Below are 19,878 nucleotides of genomic sequence, written 5' to 3'. Positions count from 1 at the left end.
CTGAAGGTGATTCCAAATGAAAATAAGCAATTGAATCACATAGAGAATTTTGGAGGTCTATATCTACGCGTTCGGATCGCGTGCCGGAGGTAAACTCAGTTGGGTTGCCGCCGAGAGCGCTTTTTCAGATATCGCTCAATGTCTGATCGCCGCCAGACTCTCACGCGATTGATGATAGCGGCAGGTTCGTAGCCAGCGTCGCGGAGTTTGACACCGATGCCGAGGCTTTGTCCCCCAATTCTGTCACGAAGCTCCCCGGGAAGCACGAAGCAGCTCTGGAACTTCAGCACGCCGGTCAGCGGAAGCGTGGAGCATTGCACCCCTAAAGCACCGTTGATGAAACCGGCTCGCACAGCTGCCGAGATGAATTGCGGTGTCGTGCCAACTATTTCAGCAGCTATCTGACAAGGAACATCGATCCCATTGATTTCCTTCCCTACCAATCGACGCGAGCGGTGACGCGCGACGTCGGAGGCCTGAACGATCAAGCCGTCGGCTACCGATGAACCGGGACAATCTGCAAAGCGGAGTTGCATCTGCCCGCACAGCATTTTTTCAAATACGGCGATCCAATCGTAGGGGTTGCCGTTTCGCTGCATTGCTTCCCTCAGAGTTTCACCCCCATCAAAGGGGGCGCTGCGCTCCTGAAGGCGTTCGCGCAATGCGGAAATCGAGGCTTTGGTGATCAGAGTGCTATCTGTCACGATCGCTGCATCGGCGTTGGTCGCTACTTGAATTAGCCCAGCCGATATGAATGCCTCGATGCAGAAGCGGGGAATGCCCAGCTGACGGGCGCAATCGTTGGACCGCACGCTCAGCTCAAGGACATCCGCCAGGCGAGAGATGGCCGCCTCATCGTAGAGAGCGGCTCCGCCTTTCACGTTATGACGCGCTAAGAAGGTTTCACTTCGTCCCTCCAATCTTCGGAGGCGCTTTCCACAAATCCCTAGCCGTTTCGTGGCCTCCAGCGCACTGAGCATCCCCGTACGACATGCGCCATCGACGATGGCCCCCGGAAACAATTTGGCAGGCACGATAGCGTCAGCGAGCGCGACTGAGATTGCGGACCTAACCAAGCCTTGTATCGGAGTTTTCGTAGCGGCGCTTTCAAATAGTCGACCAAGAGTACCCAACCCTCGCCTGGCTGATGGCGTCTTGCTCTTGCTAGTCGACACTTTGACGAATCTCGTCAGGGAGTCAGGCCAATCATTGGCAAATTCGAGACCCGCGGCGATGCACGCCGCCGATCCGATAGCGCCCCCTGCCCCAGGCGATGACTCAAGTGAGATCTGCGCCTCACCAATCGTCAGCAAGCCCAACAGCGCATCAGCCGGTGCCCAAGTGTTGAACGGATCGGGTAGCGAAGACGAGGCTGACTGCCGGACCGCCTCCACGGGGCTGACAAGCGCCGCTCCAAGCCGCGCTGCTTCGTGCAGATGCGGTGGAAGGACCTGCGACTCCGCACCCAGCAATGAAGCGCCGCACTTTTCACATTTGGAAAGGGAGCGGCATGCTCTCCACCCGAGTGGTCGAGAGCATTGGGGACACTCGGAGAGCAGGAGTTCCATCGTGGTTGGACAGTAATCGAGGAGCCTGACGGTCCACAGCGCGGGAACGTGCCCCTGCTCCTCAAGCGATTTTGGCGCAAAACGCCGTGCAGTTGCCTCGATGTGGCGCCGCTCGACATGGCTGCCAAACCAGTGGACCACGGAACGGCCGAGATCGTCCTGTTCTGCAGAATGCATGCGGCGCTCAATTTCGGTGGTGGAAGTTCCAAGAAGTTTGGCGATTGCAGGAACTGCCGCCCCCTGCGTGAATGGAACCGCCTCTGAAGCCTGAGCCTTGAGTCCGATCAGATTCAGGAGATGCATAGGCTTCGAGAATCTGTTCGCGTCGCATGCCCGGACAAGAAGGGATGACAGACATTCACCGGGAAATGGCTCAGTGCCGACGACGAGCGGCCTGATGTCCGAGGCGGCAAGAAGATTGACGCATTCCGCCATGTTATGCCGCGCGCCGAGCCGGGGATACGGAGGGCAAACCATCAGTGAAGGGATTGTAGTCGATGATCCCCATGCTGACGAACTTGCGCTCCGTGGCTACGGCAAGATCGCCAGGATCGATCTCGTCCCGGCCGTCGACTACTGACAGGAACAGGGCTTCCTTGATGAGGTTGCAAGCGCGGCCAAGAACGCCTTCCGAGACCTCCTGAATCATATCGGGAATTCCAGGAAGCTCGAGCAGCCGCGTGGCATTCGAGGCAATCTTGCGCTTCTCGAATTCCACCAGATAACGCGCAAGAAACCCTGCGAAGAGTTTCCTGTCAGCGGCGTCGCTCACATCAAGCATCTTCATTTCCAGGGGCTTCTCGCATCTCATCGCGAGCTGGGGATTGGCCATGATCGGTTTCCAGGCATCTTCAATACCCGACATGACCACCGGGACCACGGCCTCGATCAACAACCATTTGATTGTTTCCGCCACGCTGGCGGCGACACGACTACGCCAGCTTCACGCTGCTTGTGGGCTCAAGCTTGGAGTAAATGTCGAGGGTCAGGATGCGACCGACCATCATCGCGCAAAGCTTGGTAGCGCTTCCGCCCGATGAGCAGAAGGATGCGGCGCAGGAATCGCCGACGAAGCAGCATTTCGTGCCCTTCGGAGCCAGCTACGTGCTTCACCCCGGCCGCTTTGTACTGGGCGTGACGCTTGAGTGGCTCCAATTGCCGCGCACGATGTCCGGTTACGTGACAGGCAAGTCCTCACTTGGTCGACACGGCCTGGTTATCGAAACCGCGGCCGGCCTGCATCCAATGTTTAGCGGATGCCTCACGTTGGAACTCGCTAACGTCGGCGAGGTACCTCTCGAAATTTATCCTGGTATGAGCGTTTGCCAGATTTTTCTTCACCGCACGGCTAGCTGCGAAGCTGACAATCGCGGGGAGTTTTCGGGACGCCGAAAGCCGACACTCAAGGCGCCCAGCTTCGATCCCGTCTTCGATCGCCTGAGAGAGGTACCTGGAGTGGGCGTCAAATTAGGCGCGGACGATGGCATGTCCGACACAGTGGCCTAGGCCGCGGACCGCGCATGCAGGGAGTGGATCCGAGGCCCGAGCCTCATCAGCGTCCCAATCGGAAGGTGGCATTGTTTTAAATTGGAATGTCTGAGCTGAATGGGATCGCGAAGCCACGCGTACCCGCGAGCCGCGCTTTCTACTCCACCTACTCGACGGGTCTGATGCGGTTCGTCTCGAAGTGATCCTCGCTGTTCTGCTACGAGCCTGATCGGGTGGCAGCCTCGATTCCAAGCCTGTTGCATTAAGGCCTCAAGCAAATGACAAAATGTGCTTCTCTGCCCCCGTCAAATCTGGGATGGTCTGGCTTGATGCGAAATGACTGGGGCCTCTGATGGTACGGAAGAAAATCAGCAACCCATCAGGGCAACGACAATCACCTGAATTGTTTTGTCGTAAGATCAATGCGGCTTCCTCTCGGAACCTACCTTAATTTCCGACAATCGTATTGACTATGTCTCGCGCTCTACAAGATGGGTGGGTAGCATCGCAGACTTGGGACGACGGCCGTCGAGAAGTTGCATGAGCTTCTCCACCATCATTGCGCCGGCGATTCCCGTTGGCTGCTGGATGGTGGTAAGGGCAGGCGTGAAATGCGCTGCCGGCGGAATGTCATTATATCCTACGAGCGAATAGTCCCTGGGAGTTTGATGGCCGCGCCGGGCAAAGGCGCCGATGACCGCCATCGCTGCCGTGTCGGAAAAGGCGAAAACCGCGTCTGGCAGACCGGCCTTACAATTATAGCGTTCGGCCGCCGCCTGGACCGATGCAAAAGCAAACGACTCGACGGGAAGCTGGTCGAGCTGCACTGCCGAATTGGACTTGGCTACCGCCGCCAGACCCTGATACCGCAATAGCAGCTCCTCATGCGCCGTATCTCCCACGAACAACCACCGCGTGCGACCGAGCTTCAGGAAGCGCTCGCCTGCCAGCTCTCCACCGAGGAAATTATCCGTGCCGATGGCGCAATAGTCCGAAGCCGCATGGACCGCCCCCCACACGACGATCGGGACGCCGGCGCGGGCGACATCGCGAAGCATCTGCTCGCGCGTGCCTTGTCCCAGCACAATAAAGCCGTCCGCGCCACGCGCACGGTACAGGTCGACGAATCCCTCGACCGAGTCGAGACCCGTCGGCGATAGAAGCAAGTCGATTTCACGCACTGAGAGCGCCTCGGAGACGCCGGCTAGCAGCTCAAAGATGAACGGGTCGCCGATCGCGCCGTGCCGGTGCGAACCGAAATCCAGCACGACCGCGACCGTGTTTGCACGCTCCTGACGCAGCTTCTGGGCATTGCGGTTTACCGCATATCCCTGCGCGCGCGCCGCCTCGAGTACCCGCTCGCGAGTCTCGGAATTCACCAGCGGACTGTTCGCGAGCACGCGCGAGACGGTCGGCTTCGAGACATTGGCCGCGCGCGCGACATCCTCCATCGTCGGGCGGGGGGAGGACGGCCGTGAAGAGGTTCTTGGCTTCATAGACACGGTGGTAGGTCGCGGCGCGCGCCGACGCAATCGTGGAGAGCGCCATTATGAAACAAGTATTGAAATGCATTTCATAACCGGTTACGCCCCATTCGTCAGCCGGCGAAGTTCGGCCCAAGGAGGGGAGTAAATCAATGCGCATCTCGCGAAATCTTTATCTGTCCTTGTCGGCCTGCGCGGCCGCGATCGCCATTGCCGGTATCTCGCCAGCCGCGGCCCAGGAGGCAGCGCCTCAGTCGCAGCCGACCGCTGCGGAGGATGAAGGCAACGACGACATCGTCGTCACCGCGCGTCGGTCCGATGAACGTGCGCAGGACGTGCCCATCTCGCTCACCGTCCTCTCGCAGGACACGATCCGGGCGAAGGGCATCAACTCCGCCACCGATCTTCAGAATTTCACGCCGTCGCTGACCGTGATGGGGGATGTCCGGCGCAATCAGGAGACCTATACGATCCGTGGCTTGGGCGGGTCGGGCGGCGCCGGCACCGGTAGCGGTCCGGGTGTGGTCGGATACTTCGCCGAGGTTCCGACGATCGCGAGTGGCCCCGGCAACTTCTACGACCTCGCCTCGCTGCAGGTGTTGAAAGGTCCGCAGGGCACGCTGTTCGGCCGCAATACGACCGGCGGCGCCGTGCTGCTGGAGCCTACCCGGCCGAAGATGAACGTTGTGGAGGGTTACGCCGACCTCACGATCGGCAACTATAATCGCCGCGGCGGCCAGGGCGCACTCAACATTCCGATCGTCGATGATGTCCTTGCGATCCGTGTGGCGGGGCAGTTCGACAAAAGGGATGGATATGTCCGGGATGTCGTCACCGGCGTCGATTATCTCAACCGCAACAATTTCTCGCTGCGCTTCGGCATGCAATTCAATCCGAGCGACAGCATCAGCAGCTACACCGCCGTCAATTATATCGATGTGGACGAGCATGGCGGCGGCAGCATCCTGCTTAGCGTTCGCCCCGGCAGCACCTATGCCCCGCTGCTCCAGCCCTATCTCGCGCAACAAGAGGCGCGCGGCCCGCGGGAGACCGCGCTCAGCACGCCAACCTTTGAAAAGGCCAAGACTTTTCTCGCGCTCAATAATACCGAGTTTCGGCTGAGCGACACGCTGACCTTCACGAACATATTCAGCTATGCTCGCACGCGCTCGACCGCTGCGACCGACCGTGATTCGACACCGCTGCCGATCGCCGATCTGCTCGGCGCCTTCCCCGGAAGCTACAACAATAACCTGCGCACCATCACCGAAGAGGTGCGGATCCATTATGACGACGGGCGGTTCAGCGTCCAGGCCGGTGGTTTCTTCCTGACCGAGAAGAGCCTCGAACCCCTGACCTTCCTCACTCGCAACCCGCTCCAGGCCGGCGGCATTCTTGGCGGCGGGCCGATCATCCTGCCCCCCGCGCTGCAAACCGCGCTCGGGGTGAATGGGCCACTGCTTCCCGCCATCAATGTGCAGCCAGACGCATCCGTCTATGGGCAAAGTCGGGCGCTGTATGGCCAGGTGCAGTATAAACTGACTCCAAATCTGACCGCGACCGCCGGCTTCCGTTGGACCTGGGACAAGTTCGGCGGTACCATTACTTCCTATCAGGATCCTGCAAGCTATCAGGTCTTCAACCAGTTGGCCGCACTGGGCGTCGTCACGCCGGCGCAAGCCGCGCAGGTTATCGGCCTCAATGCCGATCTCTGCGTCTATGACGCGTTCAAGGCCGTCGCGGCGGGCGGGTTTCCCACGCTCAAATACCCGAACTGCACCAAGCCGAGCTTCAATGGCCGCAGCGACGGACCGACCTGGCAATTGGGGCTCGATTGGCGCGCTGACTCGAACACGCTGATTTATGCCGTGTCTCGCCGCGGCTACAAGTCCGGTGCCAACAATCCGATCGTCACGCTGTTTCTCGGCGATTCCTATCCTCTTGCCGCGGTGCGGCCGGAAAAGGTGACCGACTTCGAAATCGGCGTGAAGCGGGACTGGACTTTCGGCGACGTCAGGGCCCGCACCAATATCGCGGCCTTCTACACCGCTTTTGACGATGTGCAGGTCATCCAGCGTGCGGCGATCGCCGGCGCGGACATTCTCGCCAATGCGCAGAAAGCCCGTGTGGTCGGAGTCGAAGCCGAGTTCCTGGTCATGCCCAGCAAATGGGTGACGCTGGGAGCCACCTACTCCTACAACGATGCCCAGTATCTTGACTATACGACCATCGCCATCCCGGCCATCCCTTCCGCACTCACGGCTGCCCAGCCCTCGCGTGATCTTTCCAGCACGCCCTTCACGTTCGTCGCGAAGCACAAGTTCAGTCTCGACGCCCGGGTCGGCATCCCGATCGCGGAAAGCGCGGGCGACCTTTCGGTTCGCGCGACCTATAGCTGGCAGTCGCGCCAGCGTGTCGCCTCGGACCCCCAGCCGCTCGACACAATCGCTCCCTATGGCCTGCTGAACCTGCGCGTGGAATGGAACGGCATGTTTGGCTCTTCGCTCGATGCGGCGGTGTTCGGAACCAACGTCCTGGACAAGGAATATCGCGTGACCGCGAATACTGGCTACAATAATTCCGGATTCGCCAACTCGATCTACGGCGAGCCTGCGCAATATGGCGTGCAGCTCCGCTACAGGTTCTGACGATGCGTACGATGCGACTCTCGCTCGCCGCACTGCCGCTGGCGCTGTTCATCACCCACATGGGGGTTGCGCAGACTGTGCCGGCAACGGCGCCGGCGGCGGCCGGGTTCAGCCTCGATCGGCAACAGGCGATGCTGCTCGAACGGGCCCGGCGCGGAGGAGCTGCCGACTTGGTGGCGACTGCCGGTCCCGATGGCGGTATGGTGCTGAACGGCACGATCCAGGGCCGCCGTTTTGTCCTGGGCGTGCCGGCGAACTGGAACGGCGAGATGATCCTGTTCGGCCAGGGCTATGCCACGCCAGGCTCCACGCCCACCGTGCCCGCCGATCCCTTTTCGAAGGACCCGAGCGGCGGCACCTTCCGTCATGCCTATGGCGAGGGCATTGCGTTCGGCATCGCTGCGACCGACAAGTCGGGTGTCGCGACCGAAAGCGGCGCCCTCAACGCCATGCGGCTTCGCGCCCTCGCAGCAAAGATGGGCACCCGCCGCTTCTACGCGCTGGGCGGCTCTATGGGCGGCAGCATCGTGATGACGCTGATCGAGCGCTATCCCCGCGCCTTTTCCGGCGCGGTCTCGATGTGCGGTGTGACCGAAGGGTGGCTTCCACTCGTCCAGCAGCTTGCGGACATTCGCGGTGCCTATGACATTCTGACCGCAGGTACGCCCTATGCTATCCCGGGCGACAAGGACCTCACCCGCTCCGCGCTGCCGACCGTTCCACCACCGGGAAGCCCTATTGCCGGGGACGCGTTTCGCGAACAGCAGAAGATGAAGCTGATCGCGCCGGTGCTCGCCCTCTTCCAAGCGGCGAAGAAGAGCCCTGAGGGATCGGAGGCCCGCATCATTCGCCAGATCGCCGCGATCGGCGGCTTCGCGCCCGATCCCGCTGCGATCGGAGCGCCGCTCTACTCTGCGGCGCTGGGAATGGACGACATCATCGCGACCATGGGCGGCCTGCCGATCGGGAACCGGGGCCGCGTCTACGCGCCGCCCGAAATGACGCCGGAGGAAGCGGCGGACTTCAATCGCCGTATGCCGCGCTACGACGCGGATCCAGCAGCAATCGCCTATGCGCGCGCTTGGCATCAGGCGACCGGGCGGTTTCGCATTCCCCTGGTCACTGTCCATCAGGTCATCGACTCGCTCGTTCCTTTCTCTCAGTCCGAAAATCTCGGTCGAATCGTCGCGCGTGCGGGCAATGGCGCCCGGATCGCGCAATATGCGGTGCCTGCGACCAAATTTCCGCTGCCCGGAGGATTGGAAGGCTATGCGCATTGCGGCTTCTCTCCGGCCCAGAACATCGCCGCCTTCGACGCGATGCGACTCTGGGTATTGACCGGCAAGCGCCCGGGACCGGACGCCGTGCGATGAGCGGGGGTCGCATCGGGCGGCGCGAAGTGCTGGGTATCGGCGCAGCCGCCGCAATGACCGCGACCGTGCCTGCCTTGGCCGCGAGACGCCGCACCTTCCTGTGGGGAGCGGCGACCGCCGGGCACCAAGTAGAGGGCAACAATGTCAATGCCGACATCTGGCTGCTCGAACAGGTCAGGCCCAGAGTGTTCGCCGAACCCTCCGGCGATGCCTGCGACAGCCTGAACCGCTGGCGGGAGGATGTGGCGATCGTGAAGGCGATCGGCCTCAACTGCTATCGTTTCTCGGTCGAATGGTCGCGGATCGAGCCGATGCCCGGACAGTTCAGTCAGGCTTATCTCGACCATTATACCCGCATGGTCGATTACTGCCGCGAGCTCGGGCTGGCGCCGGTCGTTACCTTCAACCATTTCACCTGCCCGCGCTGGTTTGCCGCCGCCGGTGGCTGGGAGAACCAGGACGCACCCGATCTGTTCGCGCGCTATTGCGGGAAGGTCGCGCGCGCGATGGGCACGGGCATCAGCCACGCACTCACCTTCAACGAACCCAATCTTGCACTCGGCGGCCGCTGGGCAGTGAGTCCGCCCCCGCCCGCTTTCATGGAGCGGCTGGCAGCCAATGTCGCAGCGGCCGCCAAGGCAAGCGGATCGGATCGCTTCTCGCTGCTCAATGGTGGGGATCCGGTACCGATGATCCCCGGCGTGGTCGCGGCACACGTCAAGGGCCGCGAAGCGATCCGCGCGGTCCGTAGCGATCTGCCGATCGGCATGAGCCTGGCCATTCCCGACAATGTCGCCGTTGGCCCCGACAGCGGGATCGCGCGCAAGCGTGCCGAAATCTATGGTCCGTTCTTCGCCGTGATGGACAAGGATGATTTCGTCGGTGTCCAGACCTATGGCCGCGCCTATGTCGGACGCGACCGCGATGTGGAGGCACCCGCCGACGCGCCGCGTGGCGCCGACGGCAAAGAATGGTTCCCAGCCGCGATCGGCAATGTCGTGCGCTACGCACACAAGGCGACCGGCAAGCCGGTGCTGATCACCGAGAACGGCCTTGATGCCGCGGATGATGCGAAGCGGCAGCGCTTCATCCCCGAAGCCATTGCCTCGGTCGAAGCCGCGGTGCGGGATGGCATCCCCGTGCTCGGCTATATCCACTGGTCGCTGCTCGACAATTTCGAGTGGTTCTCGGGCTATGGACCGAAATTCGGGCTCGTCGCAGTCGATCGGACCAGCTTCCGGCGATCACCCAAAGCGAGCGCCTATGTGCTGGGCCGGATCGCCAAGCGGAGCCAATTGGGTTGAGTACGGGTTTTCTCTGGGGAACCGCGACTGCCGGCCACCAGGTTGAGGGCAATAATATCAATGCCGATATCTGGCTGCTAGAGCAGGTTCCGGGCACTTCGTTCAGGGATCGGTCGGGGGACGCCTGTGACAGCCTGAACCGCTGGGCGCAGGACATCGCGATTGTCCGCTCCCTCGGCCTGAGTGCCTATCGCTTCTCGGTCGAATGGTCGCGGATCGAACCCGCCGAGAGCCAGTTCAGCCAGGCATGGCTTGATCATTATGCGCGAATGGCCGCCGCGTGCCGCGACGCCGGCATCGCACCGATCGTGACCCTCAGCCATTTCACCTCGCCGCGCTGGTTCGCTGCGTCAGGAGGATGGAGCAACCCGAACGCACCGCAACTGTTCGCGCGTTTCGCCGAGCGCGTCGCGCGGGCATTCGGCGGTCTCGTGCGTCATGTGATCACTTTCAACGAGCCCAATCTGCCGCTGATGGGAAAATGGAGCGCCACTCCCATCGCCGATCCTGCCCGCACCGGACTTGATGCCATGCTCGCAGCCGCAGCGCGGGCATGCGGTTCGGATCACTATCATGTCTGGGTCTATTCCCGTGGCGAGCATCTCGAAACGCTGCTTGCAGGTCATCACGCCGCCCGATCGGCCTGGAAGCAGGTCTGGCCGCAGAGCCTGGTGGGAATGAGCCTCGCGCTTCCCGACGTTCAGGGCGCGGGCACCCAGGTTGGCGTCGAAGCCTATCGGCAACATGCCGAAGCGCCTTTCTTCGCCGCCGCACGTGACGATGATTTCATCGGCGTACAGACCTATGGGCGACTTGTTCTCGATGCACATGCGATCGTGCCGCCGTCCGCGGATGCGGAACGCACCCAGTCGGGAGACGAATTCTATCCCCAGGCGCTCGGCGCGGCGGTAGCGCATGCACACCGCCAGACCGGCAAGCCGGTCTTCGTCACCGAGAATGGCATCGCCACCGCCGAGGATGCGCAGCGTCTTCGCTATCTTCGCGCGGCGATCGCGTCGCTCGGCACGGTGCGGCGGCAGGGAGTGCCGGTGCTGGGCTATCTGCACTGGTCGCTCCTCGACAATTTCGAATGGCGCCGCGGCTATTCGCAGCAGTTTGGGCTGGTCTCGGTCGACCGGAGCAGCTTCATTCGCACGCCGAAGTCAAGCGCACGGCTGTACGCGCGTCTGGCGCGCGAGATGGTATGATGCGCAGGCTCGCAATCGCATTGGCGCTGATCGCGCTTCCCGGATCCGCGCTTGCCCAGATCGCGTTGCCGCCCGCAGTGGGAATCAGCACCGAGGCGCGCGCATCGCTTGCGGCCGACGCCGCCCGGCCACCGGCGGGTCCCAGTCTGCCGGCACGGCGCGCGCGGATCGATTCGATCCAGCAGGAGATCGGTGGTCGCATGCTCGCGCGCTACGGCGTGACGATGCGCGAGACGGTGATCGCGGGCGTTCCCGTTCGCATCTTCACGCCCGCCGGATGGTCGCCCAAAGGGCCGTTGCTCATGAACCTGCACGGCGGCGGGTTCATCGTCGATGCCGGATCACGCACGGAGAATATCCCCGTCGCGGCATTGACGGGATATCGGGTTGTCGCAGTGCGCTACCGGCTTGCGCCCGAATACCCATTTCCGGCGGCGCTCGATGATGCCGAAGCCGTCTATCGCGCGCTTCGGGAAGAGGCGGACGGGCAGCCGGTCGCTGTCTTCGGCACCTCCGCAGGGGCGATCCTGACCGGAGAACTCATCGCACGTCTGAAAGCGCTGGGTGCCCCGCTCCCCGCCGCGGTCGGCTTCTTCTCGGGAACAGCCGACCTCGAACAGTCCGACGATGCGATGCAGTTGTTCGGCGGCGTCGGCGCGAGCGACTTGGCGCGGATCTATGCGGGTACACGCGCGCTTCGCGATCCGGCGCTGTCCCCGCTTCGGGGCGATGTCTCCGGCTGGCCGCCCACGCTGTGCCTGTCGAGCGGGCGCGACTTTCTGCTTGGATCGACCGCCACGCTTTGCCGGGTGCTCGATGCAGCCGGGGTTCCGGCAACGCTCCATATCTTCGATGGACTGCCGCATGCCTTCTGGGCCTATGTCGAGGCCCCGGAAAGCGATGCCGCGTTCGCGACGATGGCGCGCTTCTTCCTGCGTAATATGGGAGGCATGAAATGATAAGAAGCGCCATGATCGCTGCCGCGACCCTGTCGGTCTCGGCGTCGGCGAACCAGGAAAGGCCGCCGATCGAAGTGCCGGCCTTCATATTGCCGACCTCGAACCAGCTCAGCCCCGAGGCCCGGCAGGTGCTGGCGCGAATGGATGCGGCGCGGGCGCCGGATCTGAAGGGCGACATTGCGCGCTCTCGCGCCTTCTATGCCAGATGGAATGACGACCGGCTCGCGGAGATGCGGCGTCATTTCAGGACCCGCGAGCAGCGGGCGACGATGGGCGGGGTCGCGGTAGACGTCGTGGTCCCCGCGAACGGCGTGCCGCGTGCCAACGCGCAGCGTGTTCTGATCAATGTCCATGGCGGCGCCTTTCTATGGGGATCGGGAAGCGGCGCGCTGGTCGAAGCCGTACCCATCGCGGCGACGATGGGGATCAAAGTTGTGACCGTCGATTACGCGCTCGCGCCGGAACACAAATATCCCGCTGCTTCGCAGGATGTGACCAGCGTCTATCGCGAACTGCTCAAGCGATACCGGCCTGAGAATATCGGGATTTACGGGTGCTCGGCGGGCGGGGTCATTACCGCCCAGTCGGTTGCCTGGATTCGCCGACAGGGCCTGCCGCGCCCCGGTGCGATCGGAACGCTGTGCGGTACTGGTGCACCTTATAGTGGTGACAGCGCTTATCTCTCCGGTCCGCTCGAAGGAAAGCCTCCGCTGACGACTGGCCCCTTGCCTTCGGTGCTGCCGACCCCATACATGGCCGGCGTTCCTGCGAACGACGCTGCTGCCTATCCGCTGGAAAATGATCAGGAAGTCCGGCATGCGCCGCCCACCCTGCTCCTGGCTGGCGGGCGCGACTTCGCGGTCAGTGCGCTGACGCGCGCGCACCGCAAGCTGGCGGCGGCGGGTGTTCCCAGCGAACTCTATCTCTTCGATGGTCTTCCCCACGCATTCTTCATGTGGCCGGACATGCCCGAATCGATCGAGACCTACGGACTGATTTCCCGATTCTTCGACAAGCACCTCGGAAAGCGTGCACGCTGATGCGGATGCGTACCATCATCGCCCTGGCGCTTACCTACGCGCTGCTCGGCATCCTGATGAACAGCGTCGGGGCGGTGATCCTGCAGTCGATCCGCCATTTCGGCGCGACGCGGGTGATGGGGTCGAGCCTGGAGGCCTGCAAGGATCTCTCGGTGGTCGCGGCCTCGTTCCTGCTGGCTACCCGGGTGCCCGCCTTCGGATATCGCAACGCGCTCATCGCTGTGCTGGCTACGATGGCGGCCGCATGTCTTGCCGCGTCCTTCGCTTCCGGCTTCCTAGCCATGCAACTGCTGTTCGTCGTTACCGGCCTTGGCTTCGGCGTGGCCAAGATCGCAACCTACTCCACGATCGGTCTGCTCGCCCGCGACCCCGCGGGCCATGCCAGCCTGACCGGGACGATCGAGGGCGTGTTCATGGTCGGCGTTTTGTCGGGAGCCTGGCTGTTCGGCTGGTTCATCGCGGGCAACGATCAGGGCGGAGACTGGCTGCGCGTCTACTGGCTGCTGGCTGGCCTGTGCGCAGCCGGCGCGCTGCTGTGGCGCTCGGTCGTCCTTGACGAGCGGGACGCCGTGGCCGAACCCGGCGGCGTGACCGGGTGGCGCGAGATGGCAACGCTCGCATTGCTGCCCGCCACGGTCACCGCGCTGATCGCGCTGTTCCTCTATGTGCTGATCGAACAGGGCGTCGGCACCTGGCTTCCCAGCTTCAACCGCGAGGTGCTGCAGTTGCAGCCCGCGCTCAGCGTGCAGATGTCGAGCATTTTCCTCGCGGCACTCGCACTGGGCCGCCTGACCTCGGGCTATGTGCTGCGGCGCCTTGACTGGCTGCCCGTGCTACTTGCCTGTCTCGCGGCGATCGCGCTCATCGTCGTCGCCACACTTCCGCTCGCCCGTCCGGTCGCGCCCGGTATCCATGCGGGATGGTTCGAAATGCCCGTCGCCGCGTATCTCTTTCCACTGCTCGGGATTTTTCTCGCACCCATCTATCCCACCATCTGCTCGGCAGCGCTGAGCGCACTGCCGCCTCATCGCCACGCCGCGATGGTCGGCCTGATCGTGATTTTCTCGGCGCTGGGCGGGACGATCGGTTCGCTCGCGGTCGCCATGCTGTTCCAGCATGTTTCCGGCGAACTGGCTTTCTACTTTGTGCTCGTTCCCATCGCACTGATCGCGCTTCTTCTCCCCATGATCCGGAAGCGCCAGGATCGGAGCATCGCCGCATGACCGGTCATCCGGGTCCTGCACAACTGTTCGGCCCCCTGTTCGCGGCAGTACAGGAGCGCGGAATTTTCGCTGACTCGAAAACCTTCGCCGATGCAGTGCCGCGTGCTGCTCCCGAGGCGATCCTCGCTGCCTGGCGCGCCGCCGCGCCACTGGACGATGGCGCGTTGCGTGAGTTCATAGCACAGCATTTCAACCTTCCCCCAGAGCGCGACGAGTACCGGCCCGATGGCCGCCCCATCGCGCAACATATCGCAGGGCTTTGGCCGATCCTGACCCGAACCGCCGCAGGCGCGCCGGGTGCTTCCGAACTCGCGTTGCCACGCCCCTTCGTCGTTCCCGGCGGGCGATTTCGCGAACTCTATTACTGGGACAGCTTCTTTACGATGCTCGGCCTCGCACGGTCCGGTCGCGAGGATCTGATCGAGGACATGATCGCCGATTTCGGCAGCCTGCTCGACCGGTTCGGTCACATTCCGAACGGGACGCGAACCTATTATCTCTCGCGTTCGCATCCGCCATTCTTTCACCTGATGGCGGGGCTTTCGACGGACGGCTCGGAAAGCGCCCGCAGGCGCCGGCTGGGCTGGATGCGAAGAGAGCATGATTTCTGGATGGCCGGCGCCGGGGGCCTGGCCCCCGGGGCGCAGGCTCGCCGGACCGTCCGGCTTGCCGATGGCAGCCTGCTCAACCGCTACTGGGACGACAGTGACGCACCCCGCGATGAATCCTGGCGCGAGGACGTCACGCTCGCGGGCGCCACATCGCGCCAGGCCGGGGAACTGTGGCGCGATATCCGAGCCGCAGCCGAAAGCGGCTGGGACTTCAGCTCGCGCTGGTTTCAGGACGGAGTCTCCCTCGCCACGATCCGGACGACGCGGTTCGTACCGATCGATCTCAACTGCCTGCTGCACGGACTTGAATCAAGGATCGCGCGTGAAGCCGCTGCGCTCGGCGATCCGGTGACGGCACGCATCTTTTCCGGTTTCGCAGATGACCGGCAAAAAGCTATCAACGCCCATCTGTGGAATGACGCTGAAGGCCATTATGGCGATCTCTCGCTCGACACGGGTCAGGTCGGCGCAAAGCTGAACGCAGCGGCGGCGTTCGCGCTGTTTGCAGGTATCGCGGATGCGACAAGAGCCGAACGCTCCGCTGAGGCGTTGACGCGGCTGCTGCGGCCGGGCGGGCTGGTCACCACCTTGTCGGAAACCGGTGAACAATGGGACGCGCCCAACGGATGGGCGCCGCTTCAATGGATCGCGGTCACCGGACTGCGCCGTTACGGGTTCTGCGGCCTGGCGGAAACGATCGCCGAACGCTGGCTGACTATGGTCGATGAGCGCTATCGCGCCACAGGCCAGCTGTTCGAGAAATATGATGTCGAGCGTCGCGAGACGGGCGGCGGCGGCGAATATCGTACCGAAACCGGCTTCGGGTGGACCAATGGCGTTGCGCTCGACCTGCTGGCGGCTCGCGGCGAACTCCAGGAACGCAAAGCATCATGATCGAGAGAGGAATATCCATGCGACCGTCCGTCACCGCTAAAATTGCCCTGTGGAGTGCGCCGCTCCTGTTTGTTGCCGTTCCCGCGGTATCGCCGCTGATGGCAGCGGCGCAAGATGCGCCGGGCGCACCTGCCCTCACTGTGGCGCAGCAAGCGATCGTGACCAAGGCGCGGCAGTTCGGCGCGACCGATATCAAGGTCCAGCCAGCGCCCGGTGGCGGCTTCATCCTTGGCGGCAAGCTCGAGGGCGATCAGTTCGCGGTCGCTTTTCCGGCCAACTGGAACGGCAAGGCACTGTTGTTCGCGCATGGCTATTCGACGCCGGGTTCGCCGATCGCGGTCTCCGAAAATCCGATTGGCAAGGGGACGGGCGCAGGCGGCATGCTGGCGGCCGCCTATGAGGATGGGCTGGCCGCGGGCCATTCCGCTTATGACAAGGCCGGCATGGGCGTTGAGACCGCTACGATCAACACGCTGCGTCTGCGCAACTTCGTCGTCAAACTCGGCGCACGCCGCGTCTATGTGAGTGGCGCCTCGATGGGCGGTAACATTGTTCTTTCGCTAATCGAGCAGCACCCCCGAGCATTTGCGGGCGGGCTTGCGGTGTGCGGCGTCACCAATGGATGGGAATCGCTATTCGGGCAGTTGGTCGATATGCGAGTTACCTACAATTATTTGACGCGCGGTACGCCCTACGCGCTCCCGGGCGAGCAGGATGCGACCCGTAGCGCGCTTCCCACGACACCGCCCTCTGGCGATACGACCAATGGCGAAGCCTATCGTTGGGCGCAGATCGGCAAGATCGCAACGCCGATTCTCGCGCTGTTCCGGGCGGCCGCCGCCGATCCCAACGGACCCGAAGCGCGGATCGCCCGGCAGGTCGCGGCGGTCGGCGGCTTCGAGGTTGACGCCGCCTCGGTTGCCTTTCCGCTGGTCACCGCGACCCTAGGGGCTGACGATCTCGCCGCGACCTTTGGCGGTCAGATCATCGACAATAGCAAAAAGACTTATGTCCTGCCGGAGATGAACGCGGAGGAACTCGCGGCCTTCAATAAGGGCGTGCAGCGCATTCGTGCCGATCGAGGGGCGGTGGCCAACGCGCGTCGCTGGCACCAGGCGACGGGAAGATTCCGCGTCCCGCTGATTACGATGCACAACCGGATCGACTCACTCGTACCCTATTCCCAGTCCGAGGCGCTCGGCAGGATTGTTCGAAACGCGCGTAACGACCGGTTGCTGGTGCAATACGGCGTCCCGGCCACCCGGGCACCTCTGCCCGTAGGCGGCGTCGAAGGCTATACCCATTGCGGCTTCACGCCCGAGCAAGGCGCAACTGCATGGCGGACCTTGTACAATTGGGTGGAGACCGGTCGGCGCCCTAGTCCCGACGCAGTGAAATGATCCGCTCGATCGTTGCCGCGTTCGCCGCAAGCCTGATAGGCCTGACCCCGGCGAACGCGACGACGCGCGCTCGCGACGAATCCTTGTCTTTTGCGATTCAGGCCCCAGCAACGGGCGCTTCATGGTATCCCGAGCAATGGCCAGAGGCTCAATGGGAGAGCGATCTCGCGCTGATGCGCCGAGCCAACATCACGGTCGTGCGGGTCGGTGAGTTCGCATGGGCGCGGCTCGAGCCGGGCGACGGCAGATTTGACTTTGGTTGGCTCGACCGGGCGATCGCGGCGGCCGCCCGGCACGGCATCCGCGTCGTCATCGGCACGCCGACCGCTGCGCCCCCTGTCTGGCTCAGCGAGGCGCATCCCGATATCCTGCGCGTCAATGAGGACGGCAGCATCGAAGGTCACGGAGAAAGGCGCCAATTCTCCTTCGCCAGCGCAACCTATCGCCGCTACGCCGTGCGAATCGCCGACGAACTCGCCCGCCGCTACGGACACAATCCAGCGGTGGTTGGCTGGCAGATCGACAATGAGATCGGCGTGCCGTCCTTCGACCGCGAGGCCAAAGCACGCTGGGCGAAATGGCTCTCGGGACGATATGGCACGATCGACGCGCTCAACCGGCGATGGACGACCGAATATTGGAGCCAGCGTTACGAGCGCTTTGACCAGATTCCCCTAAAGTCACGCGGGCCGCAAAATCCGGCTCTGCTGCTCGACTTCCGCCGCTTCGCCAGCGCGCTATGGGCGGAGTATGTCGCCGCTCAGGCTGCGGCGATCCGCGCCCATGCCGATCGACGCCAGTTCGTGACAACCAATTCGACCGCCTGGAACAACAATTTCGACCAGTTTCTCGTCCACGAGGTGCTCGATATCGCAGCCTGGGACGATTACGTGCCCAATGGCCGGCCGGACTGGGCGGCCAACGCGCTCCATCACGATCTCGTGCGCGGATACAAGAGCCGCAATTTCTGGGTGATGGAAGCGCAGCCCGGCCGGGTCGATTGGGGAGCGTTAAACCGCTCGCTAGAGCCGGGCCAGGTGCGGGAGATCGCGTGGCAGGCGGTAGGACATGGAGGCGATGCGGTCATCTACTGGCAGTGGCGCAGCGCCTTCAATGGACAGGAGCAATATCATGGTACGCTCATCGGACCCGATGGCGAGCCAATGCCAATCTATGACGAAATTGCTCGCACCGGCGAGGAGTTCGCCCGCGCGGCGCCCCATCTCGCCGGCACCACGGTGCCCCGCGCTGAGATCGCACTGATCTATTCCCAGGAGAGCCGCTGGGCGATCGAGAATGAGCGCCATAGCCGTGACTATGATCCGGTCGCCGTGCTCAAGGACTGGTACCGCCCCTTCGCCGCCAAGGGATACAGGATCGACGTGGTGCCGCCGGGCGCCGACCTGACCGGATACAGGCTGGTGCTGGCCCCCAATCTCAACCTGATCGACGAGAGCGTCGCCGAGCGGTTGAGCACCTATGTGCGCGGTGGTGGCCAGCTGATGCTGGGGCCACGCTCGGGCATGAAGGATGCGGACAACGCCCTTTGGCGCCAGCGCCAGCCCGGACCGCTTTCGGCGCTGCTCGGCATGCAGGTCGAATATTATTATCCGCTCGACGAGTCCGCGGCGATCACCGGTCCAGGCGGACCGGCCACGGTACTGACATGGGCGGAAGTGCTGCGGCCGATCGCCCCCGACGCGGAAATCCTGGCGCGATACACCGGCGGTAGCGGCTGGCTGGTCGGCCGTCCCGCAATAGGCGCGCGACGCGCCGGCCGCGGCTCGATCATTTATGTCGGTGCCATACTCGACACCAATGGCCAGAATGGATTGAGCATTTGGATGGCGGCTCGCGCTGCCCTTTCGACACCGGTGATCGAACCGCCAGCGGGGGTCGAGGTGATGGAACGATGCAATGCGCGGACGCGCTACCTCATCCTTATCAACCACAATGATCAGCCGGCTCGGATCGACCTCCCGACGAAAGGCCGCGCGATCTTGGGCGAGTTGCGGGAGAATGAATTGCCAGCTCATGGCGTCGGTATATGGGCGATAAGCCGGGAAAGGTGATCAAGACAGCTTGCTCCCCTTTCTTACCACGGACGATGCCGAACGGCGAGTAGTGGCGGTCTCTCATGACTTGCCGAAAGTAGCCATGCGTTGCTTGCGCGGGCTCCACGCTCTCTCGCCCCGCTTGATTAGAATGGCGGGCATCTGCGGTGCATTAAGCGACCAAGCGCAACTCGGAACCCTCCTCACCCCGGAGATGACCTGGGAACACTAGGCGGAAAGTGGAGCACCGCCGATTTTGGGCCGACACAGTCTGTGACTAGCTATCGTGGATCGAGATGCGCCTTATGGCCTTTGACCGCGCCAGATACAGTTTCGTCGCCGCCGCGCTTCAAATCAGCGGTCGCTTTTGGCGTCCTCAGCGCCGACCCTGAGGACCGAAATTAGGGGGCGAAGCGGAATCTGAGCGAATCTCACTAAACGGAGTCACTCCGCCGCAATTTGAGTCACGCCTCACGCAACCCGACAATCCCGGGAAAATGCCTGGATGCCCCGCGTGGATTCGAACCACGATTGACGGAGTCAGAGTCCGTAGTCTTACCATTAGACGACAGGGCAATGCACAGCGGCAGTGCGAAGGCGCGCCAATTAGGCTTCGCGCGGGCG

At 63.1% G+C, this 19,878-nt stretch carries 14 protein-coding genes and 1 tRNA gene; 11 read left to right on the top strand and 4 right to left on the bottom strand.

All coding sequences use genetic code 11. The annotated features are described in order from the left end of the window. Positions 1-95 precede the first annotated feature (95 nt). Together OM513_RS01975 and OM513_RS01970 are read right to left on the bottom strand one after the other, a co-directional pair. On the bottom strand, positions 96-2,003 hold the full coding sequence (locus OM513_RS01975) for a TniQ family protein (protein ID WP_264942465.1): 1,908 nt from the start codon (positions 2,001-2,003) through the stop codon (positions 96-98). 1 nt (position 2,004) lies between these two features. After that, positions 2,005-2,484, bottom strand: coding sequence for a hypothetical protein (locus tag OM513_RS01970; RefSeq protein ID WP_264942464.1), 480 nt, complete (start codon positions 2,482-2,484; stop codon positions 2,005-2,007). A gap of 74 nt (positions 2,485-2,558) precedes the next feature. On the opposite strand from OM513_RS01970, the gene OM513_RS01965 reads away from it, so the two are divergent. After that, a complete protein-coding gene (locus OM513_RS01965) occupies positions 2,559-3,074 on the top strand; it encodes a dCTP deaminase (protein WP_264942463.1) in 516 nt (171 codons plus the stop codon). A gap of 452 nt (positions 3,075-3,526) precedes the next feature. Here the strand turns inward: OM513_RS01965 and OM513_RS01960 are convergent, their stop codons facing one another. Further along, entirely contained in the window at positions 3,527-4,507 is a 981-nt protein-coding gene (locus OM513_RS01960; RefSeq protein ID WP_264942462.1) for a LacI family DNA-binding transcriptional regulator, read from the bottom strand. Positions 4,508-4,692: 185 nt separating this feature from the next. Between OM513_RS01960 and OM513_RS01955 the strand changes: the two genes are divergently transcribed. Genes OM513_RS01955 through OM513_RS01910 form a run of 10 tightly spaced genes read left to right on the top strand, consistent with a single transcriptional unit; the run spans position 4,693 to position 19,272 of the window. After that, complete coding sequence (locus OM513_RS01955; RefSeq protein WP_264942461.1) at positions 4,693-7,188, top strand: TonB-dependent receptor; 2,496 nt, start codon at positions 4,693-4,695, stop codon at positions 7,186-7,188. An 11-nt stretch (positions 7,189-7,199) separates the two neighbouring features. Beyond that, on the top strand, positions 7,200-8,561 hold the full coding sequence (locus tag OM513_RS01950; protein WP_264942460.1) for an alpha/beta fold hydrolase: 1,362 nt from the start codon (positions 7,200-7,202) through the stop codon (positions 8,559-8,561). Further along, a complete protein-coding gene (locus OM513_RS01945) occupies positions 8,558-9,865 on the top strand; it encodes a glycoside hydrolase family 1 protein (RefSeq protein ID WP_264942459.1) in 1,308 nt (435 codons plus the stop codon). Before OM513_RS01950 ends, OM513_RS01945 begins: the two co-directional genes overlap by 4 nt. Continuing rightward, positions 9,862-11,073, top strand: coding sequence for a glycoside hydrolase family 1 protein (locus tag OM513_RS01940; RefSeq protein WP_264942458.1), 1,212 nt, complete (start codon positions 9,862-9,864; stop codon positions 11,071-11,073). The genes OM513_RS01945 and OM513_RS01940 overlap by 4 nt, the downstream gene beginning before the upstream one ends. Beyond that, positions 11,070-12,032: an alpha/beta hydrolase gene (locus OM513_RS01935; RefSeq protein WP_264942457.1), complete on the top strand. Its 963-nt coding sequence runs from the start codon at positions 11,070-11,072 to the stop codon at positions 12,030-12,032. The genes OM513_RS01940 and OM513_RS01935 overlap by 4 nt, the downstream gene beginning before the upstream one ends. Positions 12,033-12,043: 11 nt before the next feature. Beyond that, complete coding sequence (locus OM513_RS01930; protein WP_264942456.1) at positions 12,044-13,072, top strand: alpha/beta hydrolase; 1,029 nt, start codon at positions 12,044-12,046, stop codon at positions 13,070-13,072. Positions 13,073-13,077: 5 nt separating this feature from the next. Then, positions 13,078-14,295 carry an MFS transporter gene (locus tag OM513_RS01925; protein ID WP_264942455.1) on the top strand — a complete coding sequence of 406 codons (1,218 nt, stop codon included), beginning with the start codon at positions 13,078-13,080 and terminating at the stop codon, positions 14,293-14,295. Beyond that, positions 14,292-15,800: an alpha,alpha-trehalase TreA gene (gene treA / locus OM513_RS01920; RefSeq protein WP_264942454.1), complete on the top strand. Its 1,509-nt coding sequence runs from the start codon at positions 14,292-14,294 to the stop codon at positions 15,798-15,800. Before OM513_RS01925 ends, treA begins: the two co-directional genes overlap by 4 nt. Then, on the top strand, positions 15,797-17,200 hold the full coding sequence (locus OM513_RS01915) for an alpha/beta hydrolase family protein (protein WP_264942453.1): 1,404 nt from the start codon (positions 15,797-15,799) through the stop codon (positions 17,198-17,200). The genes treA and OM513_RS01915 overlap by 4 nt, the downstream gene beginning before the upstream one ends. After that, positions 17,197-19,272 (top strand): beta-galactosidase, encoded by a 2,076-nt coding sequence (locus OM513_RS01910; protein WP_264942452.1) that lies wholly within the window; start codon positions 17,197-17,199, stop codon positions 19,270-19,272. The genes OM513_RS01915 and OM513_RS01910 overlap by 4 nt, the downstream gene beginning before the upstream one ends. A 484-nt stretch (positions 19,273-19,756) precedes the next feature. Here OM513_RS01910 and OM513_RS01905 read toward each other — a convergent pair. Then, a tRNA-Gln gene (locus OM513_RS01905) sits at positions 19,757-19,830 on the bottom strand. Positions 19,831-19,878: the final 48 nt, after the last annotated feature.

The sequence above is a fragment of the Sphingomonas canadensis genome (assembly GCF_026013525.1).
GTDB classification, from domain to species: domain Bacteria; phylum Pseudomonadota; class Alphaproteobacteria; order Sphingomonadales; family Sphingomonadaceae; genus Sphingomonas; species Sphingomonas canadensis.
This window is presented reverse-complemented; position numbering and strand designations above follow the sequence as displayed.